Source organism: Barnesiella sp. An22 (genome assembly GCF_002159975.1).
Classification (GTDB): Bacteria; Bacteroidota; Bacteroidia; order Bacteroidales; family Barnesiellaceae; genus Barnesiella; species Barnesiella merdigallinarum.
This window is the reverse complement of record NZ_NFJR01000016.1, coordinates 20,867-32,931: the sequence shown is the minus strand read 5'-3', so window position 1 is coordinate 32,931 and position 12,065 is coordinate 20,867. Positions and strand designations below refer to the sequence as shown.

The following is a 12,065-nucleotide window of genomic DNA, read 5'->3' as shown; positions in this document are numbered from 1 at the left end:
TTTACTCTATTAGTTTGGTGTTTAACCTAAAAGCATTTGCATCAATCTCCATTTGGAAAATCTTAATGTCGGGATTCAGCTTTCGGGCAACACGGATTATTTTTGATTTTTCTTCGACATCCATATTGATTCCCAGATAAACGGATTCGAAACACTCTCCTCCAATTTCGGGGAATGCTCTTACTTCTTTCCAATCAATTGGACCTTTATCGTCATTTTGCCCTGGCAATAATGCCATATATGCGGGAGAAGGATTTAAAATAAACAATCTGACCTCTTGTTCATGTTCCCATGCCTTTGCTTTTGTAGATATTTGATAATGGAAAAAGTCTTTTGCATCCCTGAAATAATCGGGCTTCTCTACAATATCTTTATATTGTACCTCCACTTCCGAGCAGCCGATCATGACATTGCCATACATGCGAGAAAGATACTTTCTAACTTTCTCCATATCCAGACCGATGCAAATACCTTTATGCTTGCTGTAATAGCTCCACATCAAAATTGAATCATATATCTTAGAAAGACTACATATCCATGCCTCTTCTCTGGTTCTACGAAATGGATCTCTTCTCAATTCTTCAATTATTTCCGGAGTCCATCCTCCACATGCTTCTTTCGGAACATCGGAAAAATCAATTAACGAGGGATGGCAATCAAACGGGTCATTTAATTGCGTAGCGTTAGTGAATTGAAGATTGCCATAATGCAGCATCATCAGTCCACCGTTAAAATCCAGATATTTATATAATTTATCTGTCCCCATATATTCATTTATTCGGTTCTCAATAAATCGTCAACTCTAACTTCCAGTACTTTTGCAATCTGAATAAGAGTTTCGACACTGGGCTGAGTTTTATTCGTAACCCATTTGGATACCATTGCCGGATCCTTGTCCAATTGTTCAGCAAGCCATTTGTTAGTTTTATCTTTCTCGGCGAGAACAATCTTTATTCGATTTAGCATTTTACGCTCCATGTCGTTACAATTTTCGTTTTTACAAAGATAATGATTATTTGTATCTTATATGGTCATAATCAACAAAAATATGATTAAAATATCAATTTTGAATAGGTGATTGATATCGCTAAAAACAAGACAATTATTTCGATGCAATATTTTAAATCAATTGTGATTGATATATGTTACTTTTGTAGATATTAATATCTATAAAGCTAAGCATATGAGTGTTATAAATAATGATGAGAATAACATTTCTAGAATTAGAACTATACTTAATAATCATAAAGCAACAACAGCATTTTTAATTGGAAATGGTATTCATTATCAATATAAAGATTGCAATATACCTTGGAAAAAATTGCTGGAAGATTTGTGGTCAGAGTATACAGGAAAACAAGAAGAAATTCCAACTGGGATATCGTTCACAGAGTTTTATGATATAATAGAGTTGATTACACTCAGGCCGAATATATCGTATGAAGATCGGCTAAAAAGAATTGCAAATGAGATAAAAGATAAAAAGATAGATGTATCTGCACATAAAAAAATGCTTGATTTTGCCCTTAAATTACCTCCCGCAAAATTTGATATTGATAATATAGATAAAGAAAAAATTGATCAATTTAATAATGTCTATAAAGAATTTGTAGCTACCAGCAGAAACATTTGTATGCAGAACTATGAAAGTACAGATTCTTTGTCGGATCAAGACTGCGTGCAGATTGTAATGGGACTATTTACTAATAGTGCCAAACAGCAGATCCTGAAAAATTCAATAAAAAAGAATGTTGCCAGTAAATTTCCTGATAAGCAAGAATATAATGTGAGTGACTTGATTACAAAAATTAAGGAATTTGAGTCACCTATTCTCACAACAAACTTTGATGTTTATATTGGAAAATCTATAAAGGCTAAACGCCGCATACTGTCTCCAAACGGAAATCAATATAAGTTCACTGATTTTTATCCATGGAATGTATATTACGGTATAAATGAGATAGAAAATCCTTTAGATGGGTTCGGTATATGGCATATTAATGGGTTGACAGACTATCCAAGAAGTATAAGATTAGGATTAAGCGACTATATGGGATGCGTAGAACGAGCTCGTAAAATGATACAAAGTGATGGATTCAATGAATTGTTCGATGGAAAGAATCGGAATAATTGGATTGGGTACAATACTTGGCTGCATGTGATATTTAATAAGGATTTTTTCATTTTTGGACTTGCTCTTGAAGAAAATGAGGTTTTTTTAAGATGGTTGCTTATCCAACGTGCTAAGTATAGTCAGATGTATGATAAAAGATTAAAAGGATGGTATATTGACAATAATATATCTCCGGGTAAGAAGTTTTTCCTTGAACAATTAGGCTTTGAAGTTATTGAAATTAGAGATTTCAATAACTTATATCAATGTTTTACTGGGATATAAACAAGATATTATTATGTGCTCTCTTTGATAATAAGTTTGTCTCGTCTTTCCTCCCATCGCCTCAGACCGTCTCAGACGGTGCTGTTTGTTTGCGCAAATTTCATTGATTGCTGCATAATATATTGATAATCAATATGTATAAATTTCTTCAACGAGGAAGAATATTGATGCGTTCTTAAGCGCAAGATAACAAATAAATCCCTGTTAATCGAACAGATTAGCAGGGATTTATTTGTTTATCCAAACGTGTTTGATAGCCTCAAACGACGAAAATATAACCGATGATTTATAGTTTTTCAAATACTCTGTTGTCTAATATAGTAGAAATCTGAAATCATGATGGAACAGAAGGAACAGCAATTCACCCAATTGGTAGAGCAGCACAAGACCGTTATCTATACCGTCTGCTATATGTTTTCCGGAAGCAGAGAGGAGGCGGAAGACCTTTTTCAAGATGTGCTGATCAGGCTCTGGAAAGGATATGACGCATTCCGCGGAGAGTCAGATGCCAGAACCTGGATCTACCGTGTAAGCCTCAACACCTGCATTAACGGACAGAAAAGGAAAAGAAAGGGAATCAAACATATCCCGTTAAGCATCGATGTCGATTTCTTTGAAGAAATAAGCGACAGGACCCTGCAAGTAAGACGTCTGTATGACAGGATAAACCGCCTCGGACTGGTTGACCGTGCTCTGATTCTCCTGTGGCTTGAAGGATTGTCTTATGAAGAAATCGGGGCGGTCATAGGCATTTCCGTAAAGAATGTCTCCTTCCAACTCTACAGGATTAAAGAGGAACTTAAGAAAATGAACAATTAAGTAAAAGGCTATGCAGAACGACAATTTATCCATGTATGATGAACTCCGGCAAATGAAGTCGGACTATGACTATCTCAAGGCAGATATGGACAAACAGTTGATTATCAACCGGCAACTTATGGAACTGGTTTTGCGGAACCATGTCGATGTGCTGGATTCAAACAGGAGAACCACCCTGGCCGGTGTAGGTGCAGCGATACTGATTATATTGGCAGCCTCCTATATCAAGGGACTTGACATGTGCCTTGCCGGCATGCTTGCAGCGTTCTATGTACTGCTGCTGATGGGTTATGTATTCATATACCACAAACTCGGGAAAATAGAATACGGCGCAGACGACCTGCTCTCGACGGTAACCCGATTACGGAAATTCAAACGGAACTACATGATTGTCAATACAGTCTCGTGGGTTCTGGCGATAGGTCTCATGTGCTTCATATTTCCGGCAATCTACAACACATTCCGCGTCCCGGAGCGGGGCATCGCTGCCATCACCTTCATGTGCGTGGCTATCTTTGCCGGTATCTGTATCCAGTATTTCATTGACCGAAAAGTGCTTAGGGCCTGCGACGACATCATCAAACAGTTGAAGGTCAAGCCATAAAAGAGCACATCTTTCGATAGACAATAATCGAGTAGAGGGCAAACAACTTAGTTTGCCTTCTACTCTCCCAGAATAGCATGGTATCTGTTTGCTTCCTCATCCCTACTCCCTCTCAGACTGTGCGGTTTGTTTGTCGCGCCGGTGGTTTTAAAGCGATGGCTTATTGCAAAAGATATTGCCTATCATATCGCTTATAAACATGAGAAGAAATAGATAAAACTATATCCAACTAATCGGGTCGGCTACACATACGGGTGATGCCGCGAGTCGTCTACCTCGTGATAGTCGCGCAACCAGGCCAAGGCCTCGGCCGAGCCCAGGTCGGCGGCATGCTCCATATAGCGGGCCACAATCTCGAGCATCTCGGGCTGCTGCTCTTCGATAGAGTCGGCCACCCGGAGTGCGGCCTCGGCATCGTCGGCACTGGCAGTCAGGTCCTGGGTATCGACCACGAACTTCACGGGTTTGTTCTCCAGGTCGTCCCATTCGTAGACGATGGTCGAGAAGGAGCACAATTCATACGTCTCCTCACCCGATACGACAGGCTCTCCCCCCAAGACAACCATAATTCGCTCGGAGGCGCTGAGCATAACCCTGTCGTCGCCGGCAAATTCAACCCGCGTATCCAACCAAGGAATCTGGCTGCCGTCTACACGAGGACGGACAGTCCCGAGATGAGCTCCGGCCACAATGTCTTCGCGTTGGAACACCATGGTAGCCCCCTCGTGCTTGACGGTCAAGATGTCCCAGGTGGGCATATACTTGGGGACCAAACTTATGAACACCTTGCACGAAGCATAGCTCAACCCGATTGAGCCCGATTCCCATTGGGCGTGTTCATATGCCGAATATTTGCACGAGCCATACTCGCTCGTAATCTGCACCGCCGCCCCCTCGTCTACGGTCTGTACACGGATAGCCTTGACAAAATCGCCATAACTCTCCGGAAAAAGAGCATTCACATAGATGCCCCGGTCTACGGCGTCGGGCGAAACACTGTAATGGTCGCGCGAAACAGTGCCCAACGCATCGGTCTCAAGAGTAACAAACAGTATCATGTGGATAAAATTATGGTTTTAACATTGGAAAAATCTTTACGTTCGAGGGCCTCACACTCAATCAGGAAACACAAGACACCCCAGTCGATGAAATTATAAGAATAGTCTGCTCCCGACATCGAGTCCATCATCAAGAGCAGTTGCCACCCTTCGCAAGGGCTCGGCCAGTCTTCCCACTCCAGGTGATCGGTTCGCCCGAACAGCTGCAGCTCGGGCTCGGCCAACGTCGGCTTCTCCCGGTTGAAAATCAGACCAATGGCCTTCGGCTCATCCTGTTCGAAAAAGTATTCGCGGCAACTCACCAGTGTGCCCATCTTCTCGGCCGGCACATAGACCACCCGGCAGACCCGATTGTCCGAAATATCCGAGCCAATCGACGGCTCGTCCCAATGACCGCCATAGTAGGCAATATCGGCAAAAAAGAGCAGAAGCCCCTTCTGTGCCGGCTGCAACGGGAGCTCCGACAGATTGATCTGGCAGACCAGAGTCAACGCATACGACTCTCCGCCCTCCTCGATTTGCGGAATCTCCACGTCGGGCGGCAGGTCGGGATAGCCAAACCAGTGGCTGCTGCCCACCGGCGGGTTTTCAACCGCCTCGCCCAAATGAATGTAGACAGGTGATTTTGTTTCCATACTATCCAATTTACGATGTTAAACACAAGTCTGCTACCGCCCCATATGGGTACTACGGTCTTGATTTTTTGTTAGCCAGCGGCTTCGATACTCTCCTTCAATATTTTCATCATCTTGCGTTCATGCAATCGCATGGTTTCCACGGTCCACTCCTGGTCGGAACATTTGGCTTCGAGATACATAAGATACAGTTTGATACTTTGCAGGTTACGGCTGTTGACCTGGACCTCCAGATTGGCAAACTTTACATGCACCGGCAGATTGCTTTGTGCAGAATTGAAACTCTGCGAAATCATAGCCAGGTTTCCCAATGAGTTAATGTCGTGCCAAGACCATTTGTCGTTATAATTTTCATTTTGTGGATGCAGATGTTCGATAGAGCGATTCTGACGAAACTCGTATTGCCGAACAGACTCTGCATCAAGATTTGAAAATCCCAACGCGTCTTTGCCCTCGAGCAGCACCTTCTCCCACAAAGCATAATCGAGCCGCCACAGCCAATACCGAGGCTTGGCCTCGTAACCCAATTTCGATACATCAGGGCATTGTCCTTGATGATTCAACTCTTTATCCAGGTTCATCAAAAAAGCAAGCAACTCTGCCTGTCCGGGTTCATGATCGAGCCCTGCAACATACTTCAACAAGGGTAATATCCAGCGATGAGGCTCGGTAGAGACATCGAACATCGATTCGAATTGTTTTAACCGTTCATGCTCATGACAGAGATTTTCTTCGTCTTTAACCATGAGTTTGTGATAGCCCGATGAGGAAGAGTATTTCATTCTCACCACATATAAATCCATCAAAAGCCGATAAAGAACAAGTTGCTGATAAAAGCGGGGAACACACGTCAAGGGATTATCTCTGAAAGTATCGAGCAACTTCGAGGGGTGAATCCGGGCTATGCGGTCTTCATTCAGGTGGATAGCCAAAATCATCAGCAAAAACTGAGGGAACGAGATAATCGCATCTTCCCTGTCGTCGTAGGAGGGTTTCCCGAAATCCCTTTTCTCTACTCTTATTTCGGCAATAGACTTGGATCCACGGGAATCCCGCTCATTTGTCTTGGAACATAAGTTGCGTATCAGACCGTCGAAATCGCCTTCACGGCACATGGATATAGCCTCTTTATATCTCCGGATTTGCTCTCCACGGTCGATTTTCTCCGATTCCTTAATCAATGGCAACTCGAAATTCGACACCGTGTTCCAAAGGCGGGTAAAGCGCAATTTATCATTATCATCTTGACCACGCAACAAATCGACTTTGAGAATCTCATGTTGCTCAAGCGACTTGCCGCTCGAGTTCATTGCCTCGAAATATTCGTTCAAAGAAGCCGGTGACGCAACATAGTGGCCTGGCAGTTCGGTAACAAACAGCGTCAGATTACGATATACCCGACTGGCAAACAAGTCGAGAGCGCCCTCCTCACTGAAATGTTTTCTCAGATATTCCTCGATACAAGAGAGCCCATTCTCCATATTGATATTCCGATAGGTCGAAGGCTTACGATCCGCGAGGTATTTTAAGAATTCACGGTCCTGGCTCCGGCCTTTGAAATACAACCGATTGGAATCATCAAAAAACGCAATCCACTCTTCAGTCGAATCGGTCCTGCCACTGAGCAAGAACCCGATGGAGAGCAACATCAGTACCGTTATACGCTGCTGCCCGTCAATAAGGTCCCATCGATCTTCCCGACCTTCCCGGTGCACAACCGTAATCATTCCCAAATAATAGGGCTTGTCCGGATTCTTGTCAAAATGAGACCGCAAATCATCCAACAACTGCTCTACCTGAGAAGTCGGCCACGTAAACAATCTTTGATATAGAGGGATACAGAACCGAATGTTTTTCCCGGCAATAAGTTCCGGTGTTATCTTATTGTATACCATACTCTTCTATAATTTTATTTCTTATCGTCGTATCCGAAACCAAGGGCAAAGCATAGTTCCAGATATTTCTAAGGGCCACATACATGCCCCACTTCACCCCTTTGGTTTCCGGCAGATATAGTCCACTGTTTATCTGGAACTTGTTTTCACTGGCGGCAAGAGCTTCGGCCAAAAAGAATGTGGGAGAAGAGGCTTGGTCGATCATAAGCAGAAATTCGCTATTCATGGCCCAATCTCTCACCCCAGACCCGTTAGTGGCAACCCGGTCCGAATTGTACCGATACAAAGCCATCATTTGAGAAAAACAAAAGAATGCTTCGACCAGATAGGAACGTCCAAACTTAAGATAATACCCGAATAGCAATGTTGCCAGGGTATCGGCAAATATCTCGTAAGGGCCGTAGGACAGCCTATCCCTCACTTCCTGAACAAACGGTTCCCGCACAAAATCTTCATAGCGTTGGATGAAGGTCTCTACATACATAAAAAAATGGGTGCCCCCTTGTATCTTTTCATAAAAATCGAGCCGCTCTCCAAACGGCGGAATATCGGGCATCGAGGGTGCAGCCTGGTATTCATGCTGTATATATCGGTAACTATTCTCGGCTGATCCCCTTTTGCGCATCCACCGTCTTAACCGGTATATATGTATTCCAATTGTACGGAACAAGGCGTTACTATCGTGATATACAGGGGGCAGCTGCAATATCTTGTTCCACTTGACAGCCACATGCTCGGCCTGCTTTTCGTCAGCAATAAATCGTAAATGATGAGCCTTCAGCAGGTCAAAATCGGTCAATGGCACGCCCTTTGAGTTTTGATTCGAAAAGAAGGTATATGCAAGATCCAGATTAGCCTCACTGACTACAAGCACGGCAAACGAAACCTGACGGGCTATCTTGTCGAGCAGAGCTTCACGATTCTTGCATGACTGTACCAGAATCTTCACTACATATTTACAGTTAGCTATGTGGTCTTGAGCCTCTGCCGACTCGTACGATTCGTTCAGCAGCGGCAAATAATCGTCATAGCCCAAAGCCAGAAGAATAAGGGTAAGCGTTATCAACCGTTGCTGGCCATCAATAATATCATAATGCTGCTGGTTATCGTGGAGAATAACAGTTCCCAAGTGAAATGGATTATCCGGTTCTATCTTCAGGAGACTGTTCCATAAATCGGTGATATTTCTATCTTCCCAACAATAGTCACGCTGATAGTCGGGAAGAGACAGGTCGAGTTTCATAACCTCGGCCAGATTCATGATCCTCACCGAAACGTCCTCCCCTCGTTCTATTAACGCTACATGTCCGGTCTCTTGTTTGGGATACGACAATAGCTCTAACTTGATTTCACGATTGGCCATAAGCGATTTCGCCAACAAAGGTTCCACCAGGCAACTCAATTCCTGGTAACTCTTCAGCAAAGAATCCAGGCTATCGATACGACAGTCTTTAAGCCAGAAAGATTCAAGTTGTGGATTCCACTCGACACCCTGGTCCAAAAGACCATGCATCAACGATATACCCATATCCCTATACAAACGGCACTGCTCATCATTGTTCGGGTCAGGCTCCAAATGAAATTCAAGTCTACCCACCCTATTCTGTACATAATATTCGAAATGAATACCCGGTAAAAAATTCGCAGGCGTAAATTGTATATAATAGTGATGATAATAACGAGCATTCCCCCAATACTGAATCTTCCCAACCACTACACCGGGAAATTCCTCATCGAACCTATTTCTCAAGTTCTCAAGAAAATTTGCTTCAGGATACTTCAGATTCAAAATCGACATGATTATAAAATTAAGGTTTTATCCATAGATGATTCAACAGTCAGACTTCCGCCGTTTTTTCCGGTCTTGTGCCCCCGCTATTCAAATAATTTTATGGTTGTTAAATATAAGTCTAATCGTCACCATTATCTCTCTTACAACAGTTAAATACGGTTAACAAAAGCCATATTGCCCACTTTTCCATCACCCCTTTCTCCAATTCATGCACTCCCAATACACCTCTACCACCCCTATCTACACCACATATATCAGAAAAGAAATGCCGCATCATAATATACCTGTTCCCATTTTTCCCCAACCGATGCGTGGGGAATAAAAATATTTACGTATCTTTACTTGCTCAGAAAGCCCCGCAAGAAAGAATACAAACGTAAATCCATAAGAAACAACAAGTTAATATCATCTGAAAAACATTCTACACGATACCGTTATCTCCCGATTTTTCAAATTTAAAAACCATAAAGTGCTTATGAAACATGACATCATTCTACGAGGGAAACGACTGGTAGCCCTGCTGGTAACCATTTGTTCCCTCTCAACGGCCTGGGCCGGCGAACTCAACCTGATACCCAAACCGCTCCGGGTCGAAGAGGGCGAAGGCCACTTCGTGCTCACCGCCAAAGCGACCATCGGCTACGATGCCGCGCTCGAGGAGCAGGCCGAATATCTGCAACAGCTGCTCGGTCAGTCGACCGGCTGGGACCTGACGCTGAAACCCGAGGCCCGCAAGGCGACCATCCGCCTCGAACTGAAACCGGGCGAGGTGGGCCACCCCGAAGGGTACCGCCTGACTGTGACCCCCAAGGGCATCACCGTGACGGGCGAAGACCGCGGGGGTGTCTTCTACGGCATACAGACGTTGCTGCAACTCTTCCCGACCGAGGTGTACAGCGACCGTCGCCAGCACGATGTCGTGTGGTCGGCTCCGGCCGTGACGGTATACGATGCCCCCAACCGGCCGTGGCGGGGCATGATGCTCGACGTGGCCCGCTACTTCTACCACAAGGATTTTGTAAAGAAGTATATCGACATGATGGCCATGTACAAACTCAACAAACTGCAGCTGCACCTCATCGACGACTCGGGTTGGCGCCTCGAAATCAAGAAGTATCCCCGCCTCACCGAGGTGGGAGCCTGGGCCGGTACCGATGCCAAGCGTCTGGGCGGATACTATACCCAGGAAGATATCAAGGAGCTGATTGCCTACGCCCAGGTGCGCAATGTCGAGATTATCCCCGAGATTGAGTTCCCGGCCCATATCCTGTCGGCCATCGTGGCCTACCCCTGGCTCAGTTGCACCGGCCTGCAACACGAGGTCCCCACGCAACACTTCATCAGCAAAGACCTGCTGTGTGTGGGCAAAGAGAGCTCTATCCAGTTCCTGCGCGATATTCTGGACGAGACGGTGGCTCTCTTCCCCAGCGCCTACATCAACATCGGCGGCGACGAGGCCAACTATGTGCGGTGGGAATCGTGTCCCCACTGCCAGGCAATCATCCAGCGAGAAGGATTGAAAAAGGCCTCGGACCTGCAAGGCTATCTGACCAATGTCGTGGCCGAGATGATGAAAGAGAAGAACCGCACCGTCGTAGGGTGGGAAGAGATTCTGCTCCGGGGCGAGGTAAAAACGCCTGTCGTAGGGGTGTTCTGGCACAATGTGGCCGACACCATCGAGGCGACCAAGACCGGACACAAGGCCATACTCTCACCGGCCACGCACATGTATTTCGACTTCCCCGAGAGCTCGACTCCCGGCGAGGTGAAAGCGGCCACCTGGATGCCCCCGATTTCGGTCGAGAAGTGCTACGGCATGGAGGTCAACGACTACTCCCCCGAGTCGACCGTACTCGGTGTGCAAGGCTGCTTCTGGAGCGACCAGTTCATCCACGGGACCGTGCTGCAAGAGATTGACTGCCTCGACGAGAACCGGTCTGAGAACTATGCCGAATACCTCACCTTCCCCCGTCTGCTCGCCCTCTCCGAGGTAGCCTGGACCCCGCAAGCCGCCCGCAACTACCCCGACTTCAGCTACCGCCTGGCCACTCACTTTGCCCGGCTCGATGCCAAGGGGTGCCACTACCGCGTACCCGAACCTCATATCGAGAAGATGGAGACGGTCGATAACGGAGCCCTGCGATTCACCCTGACTCCGGCCATCGACCAGGCTGTCATACGCTACACCACCGACGGTTCCTATCCCACGGTACACTCGCCCATCTACACCGGCCCGGTAACGGTAGCCGACAAGAGCGACTTCCACGCCATCACCGTAGTGACCGACACCCACTACTCGCTGCCCATCTACTTTGCCCCCGACTACTCAGCCTACAAGCCGTACGGCGAGTTCACCGCCGAATGGAAACCCCTCATCGTCCAGACCCAAAAGGCCCCGTGGAGATTCGAGTGCACGGGCAAGATTGCCGGGAACGGCGACTACGTCATCACCTTCATTCCTACCAAGGGCGAAAACTCGCTGCAACTGGGCGGACTGAAACTCTACAAACGTGACGAACTGCTGGCCGAGGTAGCCCAATCGTCGACCTCCGACTCGAACGATGGTACCACCGCATACCGTTTCTCGGTCGACGCGTTCGAGGCCGGTACCCCCTTCTTCATCGAAGTCGAAGCCTGGGGCGAAGGCGGCAACGACACCTCGGGACTGGTATTTATCCGCAAAGAGGCCCAATAAGCTCCTCCATAAATTCTACACAAAAGGCTGCCCGCAGGCAGCCTTTTGTGTTATAGAACATAATGCCATCCCGACGGTCTGGAGCCGAAAAGAATTATCTTTGTTACGATAGATATCATAATCACACACCCTCTCTATTTATAACAATCGAATAATACAACAACAGATA

Annotated in this window: 10 protein-coding genes; 4 read left to right on the top strand and 6 right to left on the bottom strand. The window is 46.0% G+C overall.

What is annotated here, in order from left to right:
• Window position 1: 1 nt before the first annotated feature.
• Window positions 2–766, bottom strand: a complete 765-nt coding sequence (locus tag B5F38_RS12350; RefSeq protein WP_206422494.1) for a DUF2971 domain-containing protein — start codon at window positions 764–766, stop codon at window positions 2–4.
• Window positions 767–774: 8 nt separating this feature from the next.
• Entirely contained in the window at window positions 775–978 is a 204-nt protein-coding gene (locus B5F38_RS12345) for a helix-turn-helix transcriptional regulator (RefSeq protein WP_087409495.1), read from the bottom strand.
• 205 nt (window positions 979–1,183) lie between these two features.
• On the opposite strand from B5F38_RS12345, the gene B5F38_RS12340 reads away from it, so the two are divergent.
• The 3 genes from B5F38_RS12340 to B5F38_RS12330 all read left to right on the top strand — a co-directional run bounded on the left by B5F38_RS12340 (window position 1,184) and on the right by B5F38_RS12330 (window position 3,821).
• Complete coding sequence (locus B5F38_RS12340) at window positions 1,184–2,398, top strand: hypothetical protein (protein WP_143240979.1); 1,215 nt, start codon at window positions 1,184–1,186, stop codon at window positions 2,396–2,398.
• Between the two features lie 339 nt (window positions 2,399–2,737).
• Window positions 2,738–3,217, top strand: a complete 480-nt coding sequence (locus B5F38_RS12335; RefSeq protein ID WP_087409507.1) for a sigma-70 family RNA polymerase sigma factor — start codon at window positions 2,738–2,740, stop codon at window positions 3,215–3,217.
• A gap of 10 nt (window positions 3,218–3,227) precedes the next feature.
• Window positions 3,228–3,821, top strand: coding sequence for a hypothetical protein (locus B5F38_RS12330; protein ID WP_087409493.1), 594 nt, complete (start codon window positions 3,228–3,230; stop codon window positions 3,819–3,821).
• 242 nt (window positions 3,822–4,063) lie between these two features.
• Here B5F38_RS12330 and B5F38_RS12325 read toward each other — a convergent pair whose 3' ends face one another.
• From B5F38_RS12325 to B5F38_RS12310, 4 genes are all read right to left on the bottom strand, one after another.
• Window positions 4,064–4,879: a hypothetical protein gene (locus tag B5F38_RS12325; protein ID WP_087409492.1), complete on the bottom strand. Its 816-nt coding sequence runs from the start codon at window positions 4,877–4,879 to the stop codon at window positions 4,064–4,066.
• The gene (locus B5F38_RS12320; protein ID WP_087409491.1) at window positions 4,876–5,514 is read right to left on the bottom strand and encodes a DUF1963 domain-containing protein; all 639 of its coding nucleotides are present in this window, start codon (window positions 5,512–5,514) and stop codon (window positions 4,876–4,878) included. Before B5F38_RS12320 ends, B5F38_RS12325 begins: the two co-directional genes overlap by 4 nt.
• Window positions 5,515–5,585: 71 nt before the next feature.
• Window positions 5,586–7,409: a DUF262 domain-containing protein gene (locus tag B5F38_RS12315; RefSeq protein ID WP_087409490.1), complete on the bottom strand. Its 1,824-nt coding sequence runs from the start codon at window positions 7,407–7,409 to the stop codon at window positions 5,586–5,588.
• Entirely contained in the window at window positions 7,396–9,198 is a 1,803-nt protein-coding gene (locus tag B5F38_RS12310; RefSeq protein ID WP_158096880.1) for a DUF262 domain-containing protein, read from the bottom strand. Before B5F38_RS12310 ends, B5F38_RS12315 begins: the two co-directional genes overlap by 14 nt.
• A gap of 478 nt (window positions 9,199–9,676) precedes the next feature.
• Between B5F38_RS12310 and B5F38_RS12305 the strand changes: the two genes are divergently transcribed.
• Window positions 9,677–11,896, top strand: coding sequence for a family 20 glycosylhydrolase (locus B5F38_RS12305; RefSeq protein WP_087409488.1), 2,220 nt, complete (start codon window positions 9,677–9,679; stop codon window positions 11,894–11,896).
• The last annotated feature ends 169 nt before the right edge of the window (window positions 11,897–12,065 follow it).

What these genes read in the sequence shown, in the direction of transcription:
- B5F38_RS12315 (WP_087409490.1), bottom strand. Translation starts at nt 7,409, where the DNA reads ATGGTATACAATAAGATAACACCGGAACTTATTGCCGGGAAAAACATT.
- B5F38_RS12325 (WP_087409492.1), bottom strand. Translation starts at nt 4,879, where the DNA reads ATGATACTGTTTGTTACTCTTGAGACCGATGCGTTGGGCACTGTTTCG.
- B5F38_RS12340 (WP_143240979.1), top strand. Translation starts at nt 1,184, where the DNA reads ATGAGTGTTATAAATAATGATGAGAATAACATTTCTAGAATTAGAACT.
- B5F38_RS12335 (WP_087409507.1), top strand. Translation starts at nt 2,738, where the DNA reads ATGGAACAGAAGGAACAGCAATTCACCCAATTGGTAGAGCAGCACAAG.
- B5F38_RS12305 (WP_087409488.1), top strand. Translation starts at nt 9,677, where the DNA reads ATGAAACATGACATCATTCTACGAGGGAAACGACTGGTAGCCCTGCTG.
- B5F38_RS12320 (WP_087409491.1), bottom strand. Translation starts at nt 5,514, where the DNA reads ATGGAAACAAAATCACCTGTCTACATTCATTTGGGCGAGGCGGTTGAA.
- B5F38_RS12350 (WP_206422494.1), bottom strand. Translation starts at nt 766, where the DNA reads ATGGGGACAGATAAATTATATAAATATCTGGATTTTAACGGTGGACTG.
- B5F38_RS12330 (WP_087409493.1), top strand. Translation starts at nt 3,228, where the DNA reads ATGCAGAACGACAATTTATCCATGTATGATGAACTCCGGCAAATGAAG.
- B5F38_RS12345 (WP_087409495.1), bottom strand. Translation starts at nt 978, where the DNA reads ATGGAGCGTAAAATGCTAAATCGAATAAAGATTGTTCTCGCCGAGAAA.